General features: G+C 48.1%; 13 protein-coding genes. 9 read left to right on the top strand and 4 right to left on the bottom strand.

The window, feature by feature from the left end; genetic code table 11:
• Together ACQ661_RS09040 and ACQ661_RS09035 are read left to right on the top strand one after the other, a co-directional pair.
• The coding region (locus ACQ661_RS09040; RefSeq protein WP_431668196.1) for a porin at positions 1-477 on the top strand (477 nt) is incomplete at its 5' end.
• 49 nt (positions 478-526) lie between these two features.
• The gene (locus ACQ661_RS09035) at positions 527-1,462 is read left to right on the top strand and encodes an AEC family transporter (RefSeq protein ID WP_228759469.1); all 936 of its coding nucleotides are present in this window, start codon (positions 527-529) and stop codon (positions 1,460-1,462) included.
• On the opposite strand, the gene xseA is transcribed toward ACQ661_RS09035, so the two are convergent.
• A complete protein-coding gene (gene xseA / locus ACQ661_RS09030) occupies positions 1,459-2,787 on the bottom strand; it encodes an exodeoxyribonuclease VII large subunit (RefSeq protein ID WP_153826183.1) in 1,329 nt (442 codons plus the stop codon). The two genes, ACQ661_RS09035 and xseA, sit on opposite strands and share 4 nt — an antisense overlap.
• 97 nt (positions 2,788-2,884) lie before the next feature.
• Here xseA and guaB point away from each other — a divergent pair, with 97 nt between their 5' ends.
• The 4 genes from guaB to purL all read left to right on the top strand — a co-directional run bounded on the left by guaB (position 2,885) and on the right by purL (position 11,392).
• Positions 2,885-4,354 (top strand): IMP dehydrogenase, encoded by a 1,470-nt coding sequence (guaB, locus tag ACQ661_RS09025; RefSeq protein WP_110076102.1) that lies wholly within the window; start codon positions 2,885-2,887, stop codon positions 4,352-4,354.
• A 6-nt stretch (positions 4,355-4,360) separates the two neighbouring features.
• Positions 4,361-5,935 (top strand): glutamine-hydrolyzing GMP synthase, encoded by a 1,575-nt coding sequence (gene guaA / locus ACQ661_RS09020; protein ID WP_153826182.1) that lies wholly within the window; start codon positions 4,361-4,363, stop codon positions 5,933-5,935.
• 6 nt (positions 5,936-5,941) lie between these two features.
• Positions 5,942-7,345, top strand: coding sequence for a membrane-bound lytic murein transglycosylase MltF (mltF, locus tag ACQ661_RS09015; RefSeq protein ID WP_153826181.1), 1,404 nt, complete (start codon positions 5,942-5,944; stop codon positions 7,343-7,345).
• A gap of 147 nt (positions 7,346-7,492) precedes the next feature.
• The gene (purL, locus tag ACQ661_RS09010; protein ID WP_162014551.1) at positions 7,493-11,392 is read left to right on the top strand and encodes a phosphoribosylformylglycinamidine synthase; all 3,900 of its coding nucleotides are present in this window, start codon (positions 7,493-7,495) and stop codon (positions 11,390-11,392) included.
• Between the two features lie 57 nt (positions 11,393-11,449).
• On the opposite strand, the gene tadA is transcribed toward purL, so the two are convergent.
• The 3 genes from tadA to ACQ661_RS08995 form a co-directional block, all read right to left on the bottom strand.
• Positions 11,450-11,968 (bottom strand): tRNA adenosine(34) deaminase TadA, encoded by a 519-nt coding sequence (gene tadA / locus ACQ661_RS09005; protein ID WP_313933062.1) that lies wholly within the window; start codon positions 11,966-11,968, stop codon positions 11,450-11,452.
• 94 nt (positions 11,969-12,062) lie between these two features.
• A complete protein-coding gene (locus tag ACQ661_RS09000) occupies positions 12,063-15,182 on the bottom strand; it encodes a TonB-dependent receptor (RefSeq protein ID WP_431668195.1) in 3,120 nt (1,039 codons plus the stop codon).
• A gap of 147 nt (positions 15,183-15,329) precedes the next feature.
• Positions 15,330-18,575, bottom strand: a complete 3,246-nt coding sequence (locus ACQ661_RS08995) for a TonB-dependent receptor (protein WP_153826178.1) — start codon at positions 18,573-18,575, stop codon at positions 15,330-15,332.
• A gap of 276 nt (positions 18,576-18,851) precedes the next feature.
• Here ACQ661_RS08995 and ACQ661_RS08990 point away from each other — a divergent pair, with 276 nt between their 5' ends.
• The 3 genes from ACQ661_RS08990 (at position 18,852) to phoR (ending at position 22,103) form a co-directional block, all read left to right on the top strand.
• The gene (locus tag ACQ661_RS08990) at positions 18,852-19,997 is read left to right on the top strand and encodes an endonuclease/exonuclease/phosphatase family protein (protein WP_153826177.1); all 1,146 of its coding nucleotides are present in this window, start codon (positions 18,852-18,854) and stop codon (positions 19,995-19,997) included.
• Positions 19,998-20,086: 89 nt separating this feature from the next.
• A complete protein-coding gene (phoB, locus tag ACQ661_RS08985) occupies positions 20,087-20,773 on the top strand; it encodes a phosphate regulon transcriptional regulator PhoB (RefSeq protein WP_110076109.1) in 687 nt (228 codons plus the stop codon).
• 28 nt (positions 20,774-20,801) lie between these two features.
• Positions 20,802-22,103, top strand: coding sequence for a phosphate regulon sensor histidine kinase PhoR (gene phoR, locus ACQ661_RS08980; RefSeq protein ID WP_431668194.1), 1,302 nt, complete (start codon positions 20,802-20,804; stop codon positions 22,101-22,103).
• Positions 22,104-22,165: the final 62 nt, after the last annotated feature.

Here is a 22,165-nt window from a genome sequence, read left to right as displayed (position 1 = left end):
GGCCCTAATCAGTTTCAGGTAGCGGCAAGCTATGTGTTTGCTGAAGATGACTTCGTTGACGATGGCATCTCGCTAAGCTTGGCTTATGGCGATAAAAAACTGAAACAAACCCAGTTTCATGCAGCCATTGCCGTAGACGATAGTGTTAATGGACGCGATATCGTGCGTGCCATGGGGATGACCAAAGTAGGCGATACTCAGCTTGGTCTGTTGTGGCAAGATCAAGAAAATGTCGATGGTACTGGTCAAGCCGATGGGTGGGTCGCGAATGTGATTCAGCCGTGGCAGAATTTCAGTTTTAAATTCCAATATCAAATGATGGATTTTGACGATGGTGAAAAATCAGCCATTGCCGCTGGCGCTGACTATAAACTCGGCGACAACACCACAGTTTACGCTTGGTATACCGGCCGTGATCTCGATAATATCGATGCACAGCAACGATACCTGGCGATTGGTATCGAGCACAAGTTTTAACTAGCAGCAAAGCAAGGTAAACTAATGCCATCAATTCCAACAGATGCAGATGATGGCGAACTTTATCTTTATCGCCGGCTACGTAGTCATTGGTCTACTGCTACAGCGTAGTCGGCAATTTCCACAAAATACCGGTCAAATTCTTAATGCCTACGTGATTTATGTGGCACTACCTGCCGTGGTGTTGCAGAAAATCCCTAGCCTAACCTTTGGCAAAGAGCTGCTTTACCCAGCCATTATGCCGTGGCTGTTATTAGTACTAACGGTGCCACTTATAATGTGGTTAGGTAAGTTGTTTAAGTGGTCACGCAATACCTTGGGTGCTATGTTAATTGTCATCCCGCTTGGCAATACCTCGTTTGTTGGGTTTCCTATGATTGAGGCTTTTTTTGGCCCCGAGGGGATCCCATACGCACTGCTTTATGACCAACTAGGGTCATTCTTTATTCTCTCCATTTATGCCACCATTATAGCTGCGGTCTATGCTCATGATGAGGGGCAAGCAGCACAGCGACCTTCCTTGGCACAATTATTGATGAAAATCGCCAAATTCCCGCCTTTTGTTGCGCTTGTTGCAGCCTTTGCTCTAAGGCCCTTTAGTTATCCAGAAGTAGTGAGTAGTTTTATTGATTCGCTCGCCATTACCTTGGTGCCAGTAATCATGGTAGCGGTTGGTTTTCAGCTGAAATTCAGATTGCCACAAGAAGATCGAGGGCCATTGTACTGGGCTTTAGGTATAAAGTTAGTGCTTACTCCAATGATTGCCTTATTAGCTTTGTGGGCGTTTGATTTGCAGCAACTGGCGGTTCAGGTCACCATCATGGAAGCAGCCATGCCGGCGATGATTTCAGCCGGCGCGCTGGCTATTATGGCCGGCTTAGCGCCGACCTTATCAGCCGCAGTGGTGGGCTACGGAGTATTGCTGTGTTTTATCAGCTTGCCACTCTGGTTTTATCTGCTGCAATGGCTGGCTCAATCAATTTAGTCTCCAACTTTGGTGGCCTTAAACTCACCTTTGGCGACACGGACGTTAAACACCTGTTGTGGAGCAAGCTCAGCCGGGTCACGAATCACTTGGCCTTGGTCGTTCTGCAGCACCGCATAACCACGCGCAATAGTCTCTAAAGGGCTAACCACTTGCAGTGTTTGAATGGTGCTTTGTAGTCGCAGATGGGCTTGTTTTAGCACGCTGCGCATGGCGGTTTGTTGGCGCTGCTGCAATTGTTGCAATTGTAATTGCGCAGGCGCCAGTAACCGTTTTGGATGAGCTGCTAGCAAACGTTGTTGCAGTTGTTGTTGATGTTGCTGATGCAATTTAGATTGCCGCAGCAGGGCAGATTGGGCACGATTGCTGAGTTCATCTAAGCGTTGACTATTTTGCTGTAGCTGACGTTGGGGGTGTTGTTGCTGTAAACGTTGCTGTAAATACCGTTGCTGGTGTTGCCAACTCGTCATTTGGGCCTGCCAAACGCGGGCTAAACGATGCTCTAAGTGAGTAATTACTTGCATGGTTTCGCGCTGATCACGGGTTACTAACTCAGCCGCTGCCGATGGTGTAGCTGCGCGTACGTCGGCGACAAAATCAGCAATAGTAAAGTCGACTTCATGCCCGATTGCCGCAATGGTCGGAATCGGGCAGGCAAACAACGCATGAGCCAGTTGTTCGTTATTAAAACACCATAAATCTTCTAAGGAGCCACCACCGCGACTCACAATGAGTACATCAACCTCGTTCCGTGCGATTGCCCGTTGCAACATCTGTAGCAGCTCTTGCGGAGCACTTTGGCCTTGTACGCTAGCAGGGTAGATGATCACCTCTACCGCTGGGTCGCGGCGTTTCATTACGGCTAAAATATCGCGCACGGCCGCTCCTGTGGGGGAGGTGATCACGCCTACCCTATTAATGCGGGGCGGCAGTGCTTGCTTGGTTTGAGGATCGAACAAGCCAGCTGCTTGGAGTTTGGCTTTAAGTTGTTCGTATTGTTGCTGCAGTAAGCCGGCCCCAGCGTCTTCCATATGTTCTATGATCAGCTGATAATCGCCGCGCGGTTCATACACGGTCAATTTGGCCCGTACTAAAACCTGCATGCCTTGTTGCGGCTGTATCCGTACCCGTTGATTAGCATTGCGAAACATCGCTGCTTTAATTTGCGCACGTTCATCTTTTAAGGTGAAATACCAATGGCCAGAGCCAGGAGCGGCAAAGTTTGAAATTTCGCCAACCAGCCAAACCGAGCCAAAGCCCTGCTCTAATACTTGCCGAACTTCGCTATTAAGGCCATGTACGGTAAAGATGTGCGACTGCTGCATGATAAAACCCACTGGAAAGTTGAGAAATCAGTTTACTGAAAAGCGCTTTGCGAGTAAAATCTGCACGCAACATTAAGTCAGCCAGTGAGATGTTGCCATGCTACGAATTGCCCAAGAAGCTCTTACCTTTGACGACGTTCTTCTCGTCCCAGGACACTCCACCGTTTTACCCCATACAGCCGATTTGCGCACGCGTTTAACGCGCTCGATTGAATTGAATATTCCCCTTGTGTCAGCGGCCATGGATACGGTAACCGAAGCAGCATTAGCCATTGCTCTAGCGCAAGAAGGCGGGCTAGGCTTTATCCACAAAAATATGACCATTGCTGAGCAAGCCGCACATGTCCGTAAAGTTAAAAAATACGAAAGCGGTGTGGTTTCAGACCCAGTAACAGTTACTCCCGACACTACTTTAGGTGAAATCAGAGCGCTAGCCATCGAGCATGGCTTTCATGGATTTCCTGTGGTTGCAGAAAGTGGTGAGCTAGTAGGTATTATCACCGGTCGAGATACTCGCGCTGAAAAAGATGATAGCCGCTTAGTTAGCAGCATCATGACCCCTAAAGACAAATTAATTACCGTGAAAGAAAATGCTGGCAGTGATGAAATCTTAGGTTTGATGCATCAACACCGCGTAGAAAAAATCTTGGTCGTAAACGACGACTTTCATATGCTTGGCATGATTACCTTGAAAGATTTCACCAAAGCTGAAAACAAGCCTAACGCCTGTAAAGACGATTTAGGGCGGTTACGAGTGGGTGCTGCGGTAGGTGTGGGGCCAGGTACAGAAGAACGCGTAGCGGCATTGGTTGAAGCCGGGGTAGATGTACTGTTGATTGATACCTCTCATGGCCATTCACAAGGGGTTATTGACCGAGTGATGTGGGCACGCAAAACTTACCCAGACTTGCAAATCATCGCAGGTAACGTGGCAACGGGTGCTGGGGCGAAAGCCTTGGCTGATGCCGGGGTAGATGCGGTAAAAGTTGGGATTGGTCCTGGCTCTATCTGTACCACGCGCATTGTTACCGGTTGCGGTGTGCCGCAAATTACGGCTATTTCAGACGCCGTAGACGCACTTAAAGGAACCAACATTCCGGTTATTGCTGATGGCGGGATTCGCTTCTCTGGAGATATTGCTAAAGCTATCGCTGCTGGAGCTGATTGCGTGATGGTTGGCAGTATGTTGGCGGGTACTGAAGAGTCACCTGGTGAAGTAGAGCTTTATCAAGGCCGCTATTACAAATCCTATCGTGGCATGGGCAGTATTGGTGCTATGAATCAGCGTCACGGCTCGTCGGATCGTTACTTTCAAGCAACGAACGAAGCAGAAAAACTGGTGCCTGAAGGGATTGAAGGCCGCGTTGCGTACAAGGGGCCGATTGCCACTATTATTCATCAACAAATGGGCGGTTTACGTTCAGCCATGGGCTTAACCGGCTGTGCCACCATGAAAGAAATGCGCACCAAACCGCAGTTTGTCAAAGTAACAGCGGCGGGTATGGGTGAATCCCATGTGCACGATGTGCAAATCACCAAAGAAGCACCTAACTACCGGATGGGATAAGCAATCATGCAAGATATTCATGCGCATAAAATATTAATTTTAGATTTTGGTTCGCAGTACACTCAGCTGATTGCTCGCCGTATACGTGAACTAGGTGTCTATTGTGAACTTTGGGCTTGGGATGTGAGCGAAGCTGATATCCGCGAGTTTAAGCCGAACGGTATTATCTTGTCAGGGGGGCCCGAATCTGTCACTGCAGCTGACTCTCCGCGCGCACCTGATTACGTGTTTAACGCTGGGGTGCCGGTATTTGGTATCTGTTATGGCATGCAAACCATGGCGGCCCAGTTAGGTGGTCAAGTGCAAGGCTCTAGTGAGCGTGAATTTGGCTATGCGCAAGTAGAACGTATTGCGCCCTGTCCACTGTTTCATCACATTGAAGATAGCGTTCACGAAAGCGGCAATCCTAGCATTGACGTCTGGATGAGCCACGGTGATAAAGTGATTGAAATGCCACCGGGTTTTACCCTTGTGGCGCAAACACCAACCTGCCCGATTGCGGCTATGGCCGATGACACCCGCGATTTTTATGGTGTGCAGTTCCACCCTGAAGTAACTCATACGCGCCAAGGGATGCGGATGCTAGAGCACTTTGTGGTAGAAATCTGCGAGTGTGAACAAAACTGGACGCCGGCACACATTATTGATGATGCAGTTGCTCGAATCCGCGCCCAAGTAGGAACCGGAAAGGTGGTGTTGGGCTTATCCGGTGGGGTAGATAGTTCGGTTACTGCCATGCTGTTGCACCGTGCCATTGGTGACCAGTTAACCTGCGTCTTCGTTGATAACGGTCTGTTACGCTGGCAAGAAGCAGAGCAAGTTATGGAAATGTTTGGTGACCACTATGGTCTAAATATTATTCATGTTGCTGCCGAAAATCGTTTCTTAGATGCCCTTGCTGGTGAGCAAGAGCCCGAGGCTAAACGTAAAATTATTGGTCGTGTGTTCGTTGAAATATTTGATGAACAGGCGAGTCTAATTAAAGACGTATCTTTCTTAGCCCAAGGTACGATTTATCCGGATGTGATTGAATCGGCTGGCTCGAAAACGGGTAAAGCCCATGTGATTAAATCTCACCATAACGTAGGTGGTTTGCCGGCCGATATGAAGCTGAGCTTGGTGGAGCCATTACGTGAATTATTCAAAGACGAAGTGCGTAAAATTGGTCTTGAGTTAGGGTTGCCATATGACATGCTTTATCGTCACCCCTTCCCAGGACCAGGCTTGGGCGTAAGGGTCTTGGCTGAAGTTAAGAAAGAATATTGCGACTTGTTGCGTCGTGCTGACCACATCTTTATTTCAGAATTACGCAAAGCTGGTTTGTACCATGAAGTAAGCCAAGCTTTTGCGGTCTTCTTACCGGTACGTTCAGTTGGCGTTATGGGTGATGCTCGAAAATACGATTGGGTGATTGCACTACGCGCCGTAGAAACGATAGATTTTATGACCGCACGTTGGGCACACTTGCCATACACGCTGTTAGAAACCGTATCTAATCGTATTATTAACGAAATTGATGGTATCTCACGGGTGGTATACGATATTTCCGGCAAGCCGCCAGCTACCATCGAGTGGGAATAGGCTAAGATGCTGCGAGTTCTGCTTAGCTGTTGCTGGTTGTTATTGATAGTTGGCTGTACGCCAGCTCCAGAGCCCAGTCAGCTAGAGCAAATCAAAGCCCGTGGCGTATTAAAGGTAGGGACCTTGATGGGGCCCTCAACCTATTACCTTGATGCCAATGGCGAAGCAGGCATTGAAGCGGCCTTGGCGCAGCAATTTGCTGATGAACTCGGCGTAGCCCTAGAAATGGTGCCGCGCTATAACGTCAAAAACTTACTCGATTTACTGGCTAACAACGAAGTAGACCTGTTGGCAGCTGGGTTAGATCGTACTCCTCAACGCGACCAACTGTTTCGTTTTGGCCCTCCTTACCTTGAGGTAAGCCAGCGAGTCATTTATAAACAAGGCTCGCGTGATCGGCCGCGCAGTTTAACCGAGCTAGATGGTGAACTGGTGGTGGTGGCTAACAGTAGTCACCACGATTGGCTGCAAAGTATTAGTAGTGATTATCCTGAGCTGAAATGGCGCGCCACGGATGATCAAGACACCCAAGAGCTTCTGCGCCGCGTCATGTTAGGTGAGATCGACTTTACCATCGCGGACAGCAATACACTTGATATCCAACGTCGTTATTACCCCAATCTAAGCGTGGCCTTTACGGTACGAGATCGAGTTGATGTGGGCTGGATGCTAGCATCCCAGGTGGATGGCTCTCTTTATGCTGAAGTGATTGATTTTTTTGGTGAACTGCGTGCGTCAGGCCAGTTGGCACAGTTGATGGACCAGCATTTTGGCCATGTTGCTAACTTTAATTACGTGGATGCTAGTTTGTTTATTCAAGCAGTAGAAACTACCTTACCGCGTTACCGCGAGATGTTTGAACGCCATGCAGGTAGTCTCGATTGGCGTTTATTGGCCGCTATCAGCTACCAAGAAAGCCATTGGAACCCGCGTGCTTTGTCGCCAACTGGGGTTCGCGGCATGATGATGCTGACCCTGCCTACGGCTAAGGCTATGGGCGTAACCAGTAGACTTAACCCAGAGCAAAGCATTCGTGGCGGAGCACGCTATTTTGAGCGAATGCTGCAGCGAATTCCGGCCCGTATTCAACATCCTGACCGCATTTGGTTTGCGTTGGCTGCCTATAATATTGGCTTTGGCCATCTTGAAGACGCACGGATTTTGACTCAGCAGCAGGGCGCCGATCCTGATCGCTGGATAGATGTGAGAAAACGTCTACCTTTATTACGACAGAAAAAATATTACCGACAAACCAAGTATGGTTTTGCTCGAGGTGATGAACCGGTGCGGTATGTAGGAAACATCCGTCGTTATTATGATACCTTGATTTGGCTTGATAGTCGTGGACGCATTCCAGCCAAACCCATGCAAATTCTGCTTCCGCAAGGTAGTGGTGACGAGATGAACTAATGCGTAGAAACCGTCGGTTGGTGTCGCCTGAAAGACGCCGTGCTTTGCTAAGAAAACGTCATCGATTACAACTGGAGCGCCGCCAAAAGTGGTTCCGGTTGTGTGAGAAAACTGATAATTGACCCTCGATAATTTGGAGAGAGATCTGTGGAAATAGTACGTGGCGCTCCGGCCTTGTCAGAATTTCGTACCGAAAAGCTATTGCAACGATTACAGGCTGCTGAGCTTCCGGTTACTGAAGTTTATGCAGAGTTCATGCATTTTGTAGATGTAGCCCAAGCGCTCGACGATGCGTCGCGTGAGGTATTGGGGAAATTACTCAGTTATGGCCCTTCGATGGCGCAGCACTTGCCTGAGGGTAGCTTACAAGTGGTGGTGCCACGCCAAGGAACTATCTCACCTTGGTCTTCAAAAGCAACGGACATTGCGCATAACTGTGGGTTGACCCAAATTAAGCGCATCGAACGCGGTATTGCCTACTACCTCAGTGGTGAGCTGAGTGTTGAGCAATTAGCTCAGGCAGCCGCTTTGTTGCATGATCGTATGACCGAAATGGTGTTGGCAGAATTGCAGCAAGCAAGCATCTTATTCGAACATGCCGAGCCGGCTCCACTGCAAAGTATTGATATTTTAGCTGGTGGTCGAGCAGCCCTTGCACAAGCCAACGTGACCATGGGGCTAGCGCTTGCGGATGATGAAATTGATTATTTGTTTGAAAATTTTAGCGCGTTAAAGCGCAATCCAAACGACATAGAACTCTATATGTTTGCACAAGCAAACTCTGAACATTGTCGTCATAAAATCTTTAATGCTGACTGGACTATTGATGGTGAGCAGCAGCTTAAATCATTGTTCAAAATGATTAAGAATACCTACGAAACGCACCCTGAAAACGTATTGTCGGCATACAAAGACAATGCTGCGGTGATGGTAGGGTCAGAAGCCGGTCGTTTTTACCCATACCCAGCCGGCAGCGCCGCCGCAGGCGAATACAGCTATTTCCATGAGCCTATTCATATTTTAATGAAGGTGGAAACTCACAACCATCCTACTGCCATTTCACCTTATCCGGGTGCCGCCACGGGGTCTGGGGGCGAGATTCGTGACGAAGGTGCAACGGGGCGCGGCTCTAAACCTAAAGCCGGTTTGGTTGGCTTTACCGTATCTAACCTGCGTATTCCAGGCTTTGAACAGCCATGGGAAGAAGACTTTGGTAAACCAGAACGGATTGTTACCGCACTGGATATTATGCTCGAAGGGCCCTTAGGTGGCGCTGCATTTAATAATGAATTTGGCCGCCCAGCTTTAACAGGTTATTTCCGTACCTATGAAGAAAAAGTAACCAGCCACAACGGCGAAGAAATCCGTGGTTATCATAAGCCTATTATGATTGCCGGTGGTATGGGTAATATTCGCGAGCAACACGTTGAGAAGGGCGAGATTCCGGTCGGCGCCAAGCTTGTGGTATTAGGCGGTCCGGCCATGAATATCGGTTTAGGTGGTGGTGCGGCATCATCGATGGCATCAGGTACCTCTACCGAAGATCTCGACTTTGCTTCGGTTCAGCGTGATAACCCAGAAATGGAACGGCGCTGCCAAGAAGTGATTGACCGTTGCTGGCAACTGGGCGACAAGAACCCGATTGCATTTATTCACGATGTGGGCGCTGGTGGTTTGTCGAATGCCATGCCAGAGCTGGTGGGTGATGGTGGCCGTGGTGGTATTTTTGATTTACGCAAAGTGCCCAACGATGAGCCAGGTATGTCGCCGCTCGAGATTTGGTGTAACGAATCGCAAGAACGCTACGTGATGGCTATTGCGCCAGAACATATGGATGTTTTTGAACAGATTTGTCAGCGTGAGCGGGCACCATTCGCAGTGATTGGTGAAGCCACCGAAGCGCAACATCTAACCATGACAGATCCGGTATTTGCGAATAAGCCCATTGATTTGCCACTGAACGTGCTACTTGGTAAACCACCGAAAATGCATCGTGACGTAAGTTCAGCGCAAGTTCAGGGACAAGCGCTTGAAACCAGCTCAATCAAGCTTAACGACGCCGCCAAGCGCTTGTTACGATTGCCAGCGATTGCAGAGAAAACCTTCTTGATTACCATTGGTGATCGGTCTGTGACTGGTTTGGTTGCGCGTGACCAAATGGTGGGACCATGGCAAATACCTGTAGCCGATGTGGCGGTAACTGCTGCTAGTTACGATACCTATGCTGGTGAAGCTATGGCCATGGGGGAACGCACACCACTGGCGTTATTAAACTACGGCGCTTCTGCACGGATGGCCGTGGGCGAGGCTTTAACTAACCTTGCTGCCGCTGATATCGGCGATTTAAGTTTTGTAAAATTATCGGCAAACTGGATGGCTGCTGCTGGTCACCCAGGCGAGGATGCTGGTCTCTATGAAGCAGTCAAAGCGGTCGGTGAAGAACTTTGTCCAGCGCTTGGAATCACCATTCCGGTGGGTAAAGATTCGATGTCGATGAAGACTCGCTGGCAGGATAGTGCCGGTAATGAACAAGCGGTAACCGCACCGCTGAGCCTAGTCATTACTGCCTTTGGTCGCGTACGTGATGTGCGTCGAACGCTAACCCCGCAGCTGCGGATGGATAAAGGCGACTCTAAATTAGTCTTGATTGATTTGGGGCAAGGACAAAACCGTCTGGGTGGTTCAGCGTTAGCCCAAGTTTATCGTCAGTTAGGTGATGTCACGCCTGACGTGGATGACGCCGCCTTGCTGAAAGGCTTCTTCAACGCCATCCAACAACTGGTGCACAACAAGCAATTACTGGCCTATCATGATCGCTCTGATGGTGGTTTGTTTGTGACGGTGGCAGAAATGGCCTTTGCTGGTCATTGTGGGGTTGAAGTAGCCCTTGATGAAGTTGGTACAGACGATCTTGCGGCACTCTTTAGTGAAGAATTAGGCGCTGTCATTCAGGTAACTGTTGAGGACTTGCCGGCAGTGCAGGCAGTATTTGCTGAACATGGGTTAGCTGATTGTGTGAAGGTTATCGGTCAGCCTGTGCGCGAAGATGTGGTGCGATTTAATCGCAATGGACAAGAAGTGCTGTCTCATTTGCGTAGTCACTACCGTGCTGTGTGGGCAGAAACTACCCATCAGATGCAGCGTTTACGAGATAACCCAGAGTGCGCTGACGAAGAGTTTGAAGCTAAGCAAAACCTTAATGATCCTGGTTTGTTTGCCGAACTGACGTTTGATGTGGCTGAGGATATTGCGGCTCCGTACATCAATACAGGGCGTGATCCTGTGGTGGCTATTTTGCGTGAGCAAGGGGTGAACTCGCACATGGAAATGGCCGCAGCTTTCGATCGCGCCGGCTTTGCTGCGATTGATGTGCACATGAGTGACATTTTAAGCGGTCGCATCAGCTTAGATAAGTTTGATGGTTTAGCTGCTTGTGGCGGTTTCTCCTACGGTGACGTACTAGGTGCTGGCGAGGGTTGGGCGAAGTCGATTTTATTTAATGGCCGTGCCCGCGATGAGTTCAGTGCTTTCTTTGAACGCCAACGCACGTTCGCGCTAGGGGTGTGTAATGGCTGTCAGATGTTATCCAATCTGAAAGAACTGATTCCTGGTGCAGAAGCTTGGCCACGTTTTGTTACGAACCGTTCAGAGCGGTTTGAAGCGCGTTTTAGCTTGGTTGAAGTGCAGCCTAATGACTCGTTGTTCTTCTCTGGTATGGCTGGCTCGAAAATGCCAATTGCGGTATCTCATGGTGAAGGGCGGGCTGAATTTAGTGGCAACAACCTAGAGTTAGTACAGCAACAGCAATTAGTGACCTTGCGCTACATTAATAATAAGGGCCAAGTTGCTAGCAGCTATCCGGCTAACCCCAATGGAACCCCAGCAGGGATCACCGGGTTAACTACCAGCGATGGTCGAGTGTCTATTATGATGCCGCATCCAGAGCGGGTATTCCGAACTGTGGCTAATAGCTGGCATCCGGAAGAATGGGGTGAAGATAGCCCGTGGATGCGTATGTTCCGTAATGCTCGGGTCTATCTAGGCTAAGATAGTCCTGCGTAGGACACCAGCAAAACCCGAGATCATGTAAGCAGCTGTAGACGCTTACTTGGTCTCGGGTTTTTCGTTATTGGATCGGTGTAATTTCTCAGCCGCTTGTTGCGCGCGGCGTTGTTTAAAAAAATCCTTTAATTGCTGCGCACAGCTATCTGCTAGTACGCCACCTATAACCTCAACCTGATGATTCATACTGCTGTGGTTTACTACTTGGATGGCGCTACCCGTTGCGCCTGTACGCGGATCGCTGGCGCCAAACACGAGAGTTTTGATGCGGGCATGAGTGATCAGCCCAGCACACATTGCGCAGGGCTCTAGGGTCACATATAAAGTCGTGTCTACCAGGCGATAATTATTTAGTTTTTGACCAGCTGCGCGAATCGCCATCACTTCTGCATGGGCGGATGGGTCATGCAAATGAATCACTTGGTTAAAGCCTTCACCGATAATTTCACCTTGTTGTACTAAGACAGCCCCCACGGGGACTTCACCCAAGGCTTGAGCCTGCTCGGCTAGTTGGCGTGCACGTTGCATAAAATGCTGGTGCTGTTGGTTGGAGTCGAGCATAGATAGAAAGACGCTTCGTTGTAAAATGATGGCCTATCATAAAAAAAAGCCCCCGCAGATGCGAGGGCTTGTTTCAACTATAGCGTTATTAGGCTTAGAAATCGTATTTAAAGCCTAAACGGATGCTCCACAATGATGGTGCACCTGAACGACCTTGTACGCCGTCAATACGTGAGCTCAATGACTCAAATACATATTGGTTTTGGTCGTTAATTGATACGTTAGCTACGCCAATTGAACGAGGGAAGCTTGCTTCATACAACACGCCCCAATCATCGTTTAACAGGTTAGTTAAGTTATCAACCACAAAGTACAGGCTTGATTTGTGACCATCGGCAAAACCAGGTAGGTCTTGTTCGAATTTGAAGTCAACTTTGTGCCACCAGCTGCTGTAGAACTCGTTACGAGGTGCAATACCACCAGCGTACTTGTCTAAGCCAGCTTCTTCGATAAAGGCAAAGAATTTGTCAGTATCAAAGCCAGCAGCAAAGATTGCATTCGGGTCAGTTAAACCCGTTGGTACGTATAACAATGCACGAGCAGAGCTAGTGATATCACCGAACACGTTACCGTTCATAGTGTAGCTGTACGGACGACCTTTGTTAGCGCTACCGAATAAGCTGAACTTAGTATCGTAACCATCTAACCACTCAGTGGTGTAGGTAGCACGGAAAGTAAAGCGGTGTGGAATTTCGTAGTTAGAAGTTGCCACGCCTGGGTTTTGTAAATCAGCAGCCGCTACGTTGGTGTAGTTTGAGTAAGCTACCGAGCTGGTCATTGGGTTAACGTCTTCAGCTTTGTTCCAAGCGTAAGCCAAGGTCCAGTCTAAACCAAAGTCATGGGATTTGCTTACCGCCAATGACAATGAGGTTTGCTTACCAGAGTCACCATCAACGTTGGTTAACAAGAAGGCATCAGAGCCTGAACCAGCATAGATTGGACGACCGTCTGGAGCTGTATCCACTTGCGTACGGCGTAAGTCTTTGATGATTGCAGCATTGTCTTTTTCAGTGTGCAACAAGTCAGCCATGAAAACATAGCCGTTATCAAAGGCGTAGGTGGCACCAATGGCATATTTCCATTCTTTAGGTAATTCAAAGTTAGGATCTAATGCGTTAACCGGGCCAACACCAGCAGCGTTTGCTACTTCGTCATACATGGACTGTGGAATGTCGATTAATGGATTACCAGAGCCAGTGTGAGGGATATCAAACAGGCTGCCACCATTTAAGAACAGGTTTGATTCGTACAAGCTCACGCCGTTGTTTGAGTAGTTGTTAGACAACCAAACGTTCGGGTTACCGCCAGAATACAAACCAATACCACCACGTACTTCAAGCTCTGGGCTTACTACCCAGTTCACGCCTAAGCGCGGCTGTACTAAACCTTCACCGTCTAAGGTAGCGGTGTTGGCGTAGCCATAAGTGCTTTGGAAGTTAGCGTTCAGCGCTGGCTCATCACTGGTGGTGTACCAGTCATAACGTAAACCAGCAGTTAAGGTTAAATCTTGGTCGATAAAGTAGTATTCATCTTGTGCATACAAGGTGTTTACTGAGTACTTGAATTGACCAGCACCATCATTTGGATCGTTACTACCAGCGGCGTTTTCATAGATCACGCGGCTAGGAGTACCAGCTTCAAAGGCATCGATAGAGGCAAACCGGAACTCACCTTGTGCTTCTTGAATAAACAAGTTGTACACATCGTAACTTTCGCGCTCATAACCGAAGGTGAAAGTATGATCTTCATACAAGTAAGTACCAGCAACTTTGAAGAAAGTTGTGTCGTAGTACAACTTGTTGGCATGACGAGAATCGTCAGCACCAAGATAAATGGTGTTGCCATTGTGGCTAATTTGAACTTCACCTACTTCAGTACCGCCAAGTGGGTTAACGCGAGCGTCTAACTCAGAGTAACCAGCACGAATTTCGGTAGAGAAGTTGTAGGTCCAGTCTGAGTACAACTGTGCTACATAAGAAGTGAATTTAGAACCGCGCTCATAGTAGTGGTTAGAGAATTCTAGTTCGTTGTCATCACCGTCAGACTCAGCGATAGAGTAACCATCGTTGTAGTTGTAGGTAAAGGCCGCACGATGCTGGTCATTAATGTACCAGTCTAATTTCGCTAAGAACTTCTCGTCTTCTACTGGAATGCTAGCTGGGAAACCGCCTGGCTCGAAGCCGTAAACATCACGGGCGATGTTAGCAATTCGGTCAAGATCTGCTTGCGTAACGCCTAGTACTGGCGTGGCTGCAGAGCCATCTTCTGGGCCGCGATCGAACGTATCAGCGCCTTCTAGTTTTTCATAAGCAATGAAGGCGAAAAGTTGGTCATCAATTAACGCGCCACCACCGTTGAAACCGTAACGACGTTCGTTGAAAGCACCCACGTTAATCGAGTCACCTTCAAGCTTATCGCCTTGCAGGCTGTCGTTGGTGTAATCAAAGAAAACGCTACCAAATAGCTCGTTTTCACCTGATTTGGTTACGGCGTTGATGTTACACGCAGTAAAACCACCGTATTGCACGTTAAAAGGAGCTAACTCTACTGCTACCTGCTCAATAGCATCATAAGAGAAAGGCATCCGCTCGGTAGGGTAACCACTTGAATTCAAACCAAAGTTATCGTTCATGCGCACGCCGTCAACAGTCAAGCTGTTGAAACGCGGGTTCGCACCGGCGCACTGAATGTCACGTGCGTTGGTTTCGTTGATATAGATACGCGGGTCATTACGTACAATATCTTTGATATCACGGTTTACTGTAGGAGCGCTTTGCAAATCAGCTAGGCTGAAGGTTGCAGTTGGACCATTAGTACCAGAAGTCGTAGTGAGTTGCGAACCCGTTACAGCAATACGTTCTACGGACTGCTGCGGCACTGCCACGCTTAAGTTTTCGGTCTCGCCCAAGGTTAAGAAGACGTTCTCAATAACCTCGCTGTTACCCATCGCATCGGTCACAGTTAACGTGTATGGACCACCTACGGCAAGGCCGCGGGCAGAGAACAATCCATTGTCGTTAGCTGAAAGTGTACTAGTAGTACCGGTGCGTTCATCCTTTAACGTTACCGTTGCATTGGCGATAGCTTGTCCGGTTGCTTCGCTCGTTACCACACCACGAATACTTGATGTAGTTTCTTGCGCAATGGCCGCTGAGGAAATCCCGATAGCCAAGGCAACTGCGGCGGCTATACGGCTGGGTTTACTATTGAACATGATGTTGTTTCCCTAGTTGTGTTAAACAAACAGTTTTATCAATAAAAAAGTTGGGTTGCGAAGTGTAGGTAATAACTATGACAAATTGATGACTTTGTCGTTTAAAAAAAGCCCCCGCATTGCTGCGAGGGCTTCTGTATTGCTAAATTAGAAACGATAGCGAACACCAATCTTGGCCTGCCATGATGAGCGAGTAGGCTCATAACGGGTAGGCGATTGGTTCAATACGTCCCAGCCGTCGCCACTGTTATATGGCTGACCATAAACGTAACGGCCTTGATCGTCGATATTAACAGAGGCGATTTGACGCGCGTTATCACCGTAAGGTAAGACGTGCTTTTGGCCTGCATCTTTATCGAACAGAGCAATCAGGTTACGAACGTTGATGTAGAACTCGCCCTTATGGCCGTCAACAAAACCTGGAATCTCTTGCGAGAATTTAAAGTCTAGGTTGGTGGTCCACGGAGCACGACGGGTGTTACGTGGAGCGTAACCGCCAGCATATTGGTCAAGACCAGTTTCTGCTAAGTAACCAGCAAAAGTGTCATAGTCTAAACCGCCGGTGTATACCACGTTCGGGTCATCGGCACCTGTTGGAATGTACGGCAAGTAACGAGCAGTACTTTCGAAGGTTGATTGGTCACCAAACTTGTTGAAGCGGAAAGTGTCTAGCACATAACCCCATGGACGACCTGAGTAACGTTCCCAGAACAAGCCAAAGGTAGAGGTGTAGCCACTGAACAATTCAGTTTTGTAGGTGATATCGGCCATCAAACGGTGTTCAACCATGTACGATGCAGTACCGGCTTCAACATTGTTCGGGTCGATAGCAACTGGGTAACGGAAGTTAGATACCGCAGTGCTTGAACTACCTGCTACTGCTTCTTGTACGTCTTGGTTGGTGTAGCTAGTACGTAAGCTTAAACCGTTGTCCCAAGCTTTACCAAGAGTTGCAGTAAAGATACGGCTGTTACCACCGTCACCATTGGTCAACATCAGGTCATAACGCTCAACGCCGTTATCATCGCCTGGAGCCATTGGTTCGTGGTCATCTAATGGATCGTCAACAACATAAATTGGACGGCCGCCGTCAGCAGTAGTTACCGGGTTACCGTTTTCGTCAAGTAATTGACGACGCGCTAAATCTACCCACTGCACGTCATCTTTACGACGGCTGTAGATGTATTCTGCACTCGCAAACCACTCTTCTCCCATGAATGGGATATCGAAGCTTTCGAAATCAACTGCTAAGCTGGCGCGCCAGTCGGTTGGTAACTCGAAGTTTGGATCGATAGCATTTACGTAACCGTCTTGAGTTAATGATTGTTGTACTAACTCAGGAACAGTCGTTGGGTCTACGTTGTTGCTGTAAACCGAAGATGGCAAACTGCTGGTATTGAACTGCGAGAATGCCATACCGCTGTTGGTATACGAGTTGGATACCCATACGTTTGGACGACCACCGCCGTAACGACCGAAGCCACCACGCACTTTGATATCGTCAGCTGCTTGGTATTTGAAACCAAAGCGCGGCAAAATTAAGTCTTTACCGTCTAAGTTTTCAGTGTTGGCGAAGCCATAACGCTCAGCGAACAATGGGTTATAAGTTGGCTTATCTTTTGCGAAAATACGCTCGTAACGCACACCAAACGTTAACTCAAGATCCCAAGTAGGAGCCCAAGTGTCTTGCAGGTATAGCGCTTGATAACCTTGAGTAAAGTCAGCAGCAGCGTCGTTTACGTCACCGGTTAAGCTGCCCGCGTAATAGAAACGGTTAGCAGTTTTGTTACGGAAGTTATCTAGGCTCCAGAATTCCCATGAACCCAACGCGTTCTGTACGAACAAGTTGTAGATATCAGTAGAAGAGTACTGGTAACCAAATGACAACGCGTGGTCGCCAATTAAGTATTCACCGTTTAATTGCAATTCTAGGGTGCTGTTTTCACCATAGTTAGCGTGGCGTGAGTAGTCAGGACCAAAAGTGATTTCGTTACGGTCGCCATCTACTTGGACAGTAACAGAACCCATGGTGCGGCCGTTCATTGGCTCTTGCAAAGCTTCAACATCTTTGTACGACAATTTCATGTCAGTTGAGAAGTTAGAGCTCCAGTTTGAGTACAGCTGCAACGCGTAAGCATTTAAGGTTTGCTCGTTGTTGTACCAGCTAGAAGATAAAGCTAATGAGCTATCGCTACCGTAATGGCCACGAATTGAGTTACCTTTGGTAGCCTGATAAGTAAAGGCTGCACGGTGCTCATTGCTGATGTTCCAGTCTAATTTCAACAACAATTTTTCGTCGTCTTCTTCAGCTGGCATGTTCCAGTCGCCAAGTTGGCTATCGGTTAAGCCGTATACGTCACGAGCGATAGATAAAACTTCTTCTAAAGCTTCTTGAGATACATTGGCAATGTTAGATGCATTTGAGCCGATAGGACCACGATACGGGCTTTCTGATTCGCTCGATTTTTCGTAGTTAGCGTAGAAGAATAAGGTGTCTTCGATGATTGGACCGCCGATACCGATACCGTAGGTTTTCTCATCATAATCTACGTTTGGTACGCCAGAGCCTGGCTCATAAATAGATTCGCTAGGGTTACCAGCTAAAGAATCGCTAGTGTACTGAACGAATACGGAACCTTTTAATTCGTTGGTACCAGATTTGGTTACCGCGTTAACTTTAGCACCAGTAAAGTTGCTTTCTTTTGCGCTAAACGGCATCACATCAACGTTAATTTGTGCAATAGCGTCGATTGAAATAGGTGAACCTTGGGTTGGGTAACCGTTGTTGTTCAAACCGAAATCATCGTTCTGGCCGATACCGTCGATAGTGATTGAGTTGTATTTTGGGTTGTTACCAGCAACAACTAATTGGTCGCCGTCGCCAAGCTGAGTGGCTAATGGGTTCAAACGAACGATTTCTTTTAAGTCACGGCCGTAAGTAGGCAGTGATTCAATTTGTTCTTGACCAAACGAGCTTGAAGAACCGTTGTTCATTGAAGCATAGTTGATGGCGCGACCAGTAACGCTGATACGCTCAGCAGCTTGAGTCTCAAGTTGCGCATTCAAACGGTAAGTTTCGCCTAATTTCAGGTAAACTTCTTCGTAGGTGGCGTCACGGTATACGTCTGAGTCTAAGGTTACACGGTAAGGACCGCCAACACGCAGACCACTGGCAATAAATGAACCTGATTCGTCAGTCGTTACTTCTAAACGACTGCCTGAAGGCATGTGTTCGATTACTACTTTGGTGTTGGCTGCGCCAGCACCTTGTGGACCGACAATAGAACCACGCATTGCTGCAGAGGTATCTTGTGCAATAGCAGTTGCTGAGACTAAGCCCAATGCAACGGCGATAGCACTGGCGGTGCGTGTTAATCGCATAGATGTACTCATCTTTATTTCCTGGGTTGGTTGCTTTTAATAAAAATCGAGTTAAGGCATAACCGCTTGTTTTGACGCCTTAATGACATTCGTGCGCATTTATAGCACGCAGATATGTCAAAAATGTGACAATATTTTACGCAATTTTCTTTTCAATTGCATCGTTAAATTAGAACCTTTATTGTTTTTATTTGTCTCAGTTCTCCCACTAACGGAAATCATCAAGTGAAAAAGTCAATCTTAGTGCCTGTTATAGCGGCATTTGCAGTAGTTTTGACCGGATGTGATATGGCCAAACCAGAACCTGTTGAACCGGTAAGCTTACGCGTGGCAACCTTCAATGTCAGTATGGATGCTTCCAATTATCTACCGAACGACAAATTGGTCGCGGAAGGGGCCGGTGCATTAACCCATGCGCTTGCTGCCCAACATCCACAAATTCAAGCAATAGCCGAGATCATTCAACATGTTCGGCCTGATATTTTGGTACTCAATGAATTTGACTATGTGCCAGCTGAGCAAGGCATAGAGGTATTCTTAAAAGACTATCTGGCGCATAGCCAGCGTGGTGAGTCTCCGATCGATTATCCATACTATTTCATTGCCCCAGTGAATACCGGTGAACCAAGCCCCTTTGACTTGGATCAAGATGGCCATGCTAGCGGTGTAGGCAACGATGCTTGGGCGTATGGCAATTATCCAGGACAATACGGGATGGTGGTGCTGTCAAAGTATCCTCTTGCGGATGATGCGATTCGTACGTTTCGCAATTTCAAATGGAAGGATATGCCGGGCGCGCTGCAGCCGCTTAAACCCGGAACTCAAGAATCTTGGTACCCAGCCGAAGCTTGGCAAGAGTTTCCGTTAAGCTCGAAGTCTCATTGGGATGTGCCGGTTATGGTCGGTGATTTTGCGTTGCACCTATTGGTGAGCCATCCTACGCCGCCGGTGTTCGACGGGCCTGAAGATCGAAACGGCCGTCGCAATCATGACGAAATCAGATTCTGGGCTGATTACCTCCAGCCGCACCTCAGTGATTACATCTACGACGATCAGGGTCGCAGCGGCGGTTTAGCTCCACAACAGCGGTTTGTGGTAGCGGGCGATTTAAATGCGTCAGTGGAGAGCACCGATAATTATCCTGGCACTATTGCGCAGCTGTTGCAGCACCCGGCGGTTCAAGCAGAGCCCACGCCAACCAGTGCTGGCGGCAGCGCTCACACCCCGAACAATCCTCATGCCGCAACTCATACGGCCGGATGGCGTAAGCGCGCTGATTACGTGCTGCCATCAGTTTACGGTACGCGGGTAATTCAAAGTGGCGTGTTTTGGCCGACAGTAGGACAACCCAAGGCAGATTTAGTGAGTGAACGGCAACGCTCTTCAGACCATCGATTAGTTTGGGTGGATCTGCAACTTATTGCCGCAGAATGAAATAAATGTCATCTATTTGCAGCATTTTCATAAAAGTGTCATAAAGTATCTGAATAATTGGCGCTGTTGGAAAATAACAGGTAACGCACATGTCTAGAAAGATACTGATTGTTGAAGATGAAGCTCCGATTCGCGAGATGCTGAGCTTCGTCATGGAGCAGCACGGCTATCAAGCTGTGGAGGCGGGTGACTACCAAACAGCCCTAGAAAAAGTGGTTGAGCCCTTCCCTGATATGATTTTGCTGGATTGGATGATTCCTGGTGGGTCTGGTATTCAGTTAGCGAAAAAGCTAAAAGGCGATGATTTTACCCGCTCGATCCCGATCATCATGCTAACGGCACGAGGCGAAGAAGAAGATAAAGTACGTGGGTTAGAGGTGGGTGCCGATGACTACATGACTAAACCTTTCTCGCCAAAAGAGTTAATGGCCCGCATGCGGGCGGTGTTCCGCCGTGTCGCGCCAACTGCGTTAGATGAGCCGCTCGAGGTAGAACATTTGAAGTTAGACCCAGTATCGCATCGCGTGAGTGCTTTTAATGACCGTTTAGAAATGGGCCCCACCGAGTTTAAATTACTGCACTTTTTTATGACTCATCCAGAACGGGTTTATAGCCGTGAGCAACTGCTAGACCATGTGTGGGGCACCAACGTTTATGTCGAAGACAGAACCGTTGATGTGCATATACGACGTTTGCGCAAAGCGTTAGAATTGCATGGTCATGATCGCCTCATTCAAACCGTACGGGGCGTAGGTTATCGGTTTTCAAAAAACTAAACAGCGATAAACAAGCGGATGCGCACCAATGGATAGACGCTACTCGGTTTTCTTTATTCTACGGGGCTTACTGTGGTATGTGCTGCCGTTAGCGGTCGTTGGTGCGTTGTTTGATGTGTTTTGGCCATTGATGGCCATCGCTTTGTTTATGCTGGTGGCTTGGCATTATTATTATCAATACAAATTGGTGGATTGGCTGTGGCATCGACGCACCTTGTTACCGCCAAATGCTCCCGGCAGCTGGAGCTATATCTACGATGGCATTTATCGAACCCAGCGTCGTAGTCAGCAACGCCGCCGCGCCCTCGCTAGGTTACTGCGCCGTTTTCGTGAAGCCTCAGAAGCCATACCCGATGCTGCTATAGTGTTTCGTAAAGATGGTAGCCTCATTTGGTGTAACAAGTTAGCGCAATTCTATTTCGGCCTGAAATGGCCGGCCGATACCGGTATCCGTTTACCTAACTTAATTCGTCATCCTGAGTTTGTTGCTTATTTGCAAGCAGGCAACTTCAACGAAGATATGCACCTTGCCTCGCCTGTTCGTGAAGAAGTTGAGTTAGAAGTTCGCATCATGCCGTACAGTGATGATCAGTACTTACTGATGGCGCGCGATGTAACTCAAATTAAGCGCTTAGAACAGATGCGTAAAGAATTTGTCGCAAACGTATCGCACGAACTAAAAACGCCACTGACCGTATTGCAAGGTTATCTCGAGATGCTTGAGCAACCAGAGGCAATGCCGCCAGCCATGCTTAGTAAAGCTGTACGAGACATGGACGCGCAAAGTACGCGCATGCGCAACCTAGTTGACCAATTGTTATCGATGTCGCGCTTAGATGTTCATCGGACGGATATTTTTGAGCGCAAAGTGGATGTTCCAGCCATTTTTCGGCAGCTAAAACTCGATGCCGAACGTCTTAATCAAGACAAGCAGCACAGCATCGAATTTGATATCGCAGAGGTGAGCATGTTTGGCATTGATGATGAGATGCGCAGCGCCTTTGCCAATCTAGTCACCAATGCTATTCATTACACCCCACCGGGCGGGCACATCAAAGTACGTTGGCAGCCAGTGGCTAACAGCATGGAGTTTAGCGTCACCGATAATGGTCCTGGGATTGGTGGTGAACATATCCCGCGTTTAACCGAGCGCTTTTATCGAGTAGACAAAGATCGTAATAGCAAAAAGGGTGGTTCAGGGCTAGGTTTAGCCATAGTGCAGCAAGTGCTTGAGCATCATCACAGTAAGCTTCAAATAGATTCGCAGCTAGGGCGAGGGTCTAAGTTCTGGTTTCGGATTTCAGAAGAGCTTGTCATAAAAGCATCATAATTTCGTCATAGTTGTCATTAAACTGTCACATTGACGACTTAAACTCTCCGGTATGAACTCAA

Source organism: Pseudidiomarina sp. WS423 (assembly GCF_050750165.1).
GTDB lineage: Bacteria > Pseudomonadota > Gammaproteobacteria > Enterobacterales > Alteromonadaceae > Pseudidiomarina > Pseudidiomarina fusca.
The sequence above is the reverse complement of the archived record's forward strand: the minus strand, read 5'-3'. Positions and strand labels throughout refer to the sequence as shown.

Coding starts and splice junctions, on each gene's coding strand:
- ACQ661_RS08990 (WP_153826177.1), top strand. CDS start 18,852: ATGGCCAAACCAGAACCTGTTGAACCGGTAAGCTTACGCGTGGCAACC.
- mltF (WP_153826181.1), top strand. CDS start 5,942: ATGCTGCGAGTTCTGCTTAGCTGTTGCTGGTTGTTATTGATAGTTGGC.
- ACQ661_RS08995 (WP_153826178.1), bottom strand. CDS start 18,575: ATGAGTACATCTATGCGATTAACACGCACCGCCAGTGCTATCGCCGTT.
- xseA (WP_153826183.1), bottom strand. CDS start 2,787: ATGCAGCAGTCGCACATCTTTACCGTACATGGCCTTAATAGCGAAGTT.
- phoR (WP_431668194.1), top strand. CDS start 20,802: ATGGATAGACGCTACTCGGTTTTCTTTATTCTACGGGGCTTACTGTGG.
- guaA (WP_153826182.1), top strand. CDS start 4,361: ATGCAAGATATTCATGCGCATAAAATATTAATTTTAGATTTTGGTTCG.
- guaB (WP_110076102.1), top strand. CDS start 2,885: ATGCTACGAATTGCCCAAGAAGCTCTTACCTTTGACGACGTTCTTCTC.
- tadA (WP_313933062.1), bottom strand. CDS start 11,968: ATGCTCGACTCCAACCAACAGCACCAGCATTTTATGCAACGTGCACGC.
- phoB (WP_110076109.1), top strand. CDS start 20,087: ATGTCTAGAAAGATACTGATTGTTGAAGATGAAGCTCCGATTCGCGAG.
- ACQ661_RS09000 (WP_431668195.1), bottom strand. CDS start 15,182: ATGTTCAATAGTAAACCCAGCCGTATAGCCGCCGCAGTTGCCTTGGCT.
- ACQ661_RS09035 (WP_228759469.1), top strand. CDS start 527: ATGATGGCGAACTTTATCTTTATCGCCGGCTACGTAGTCATTGGTCTA.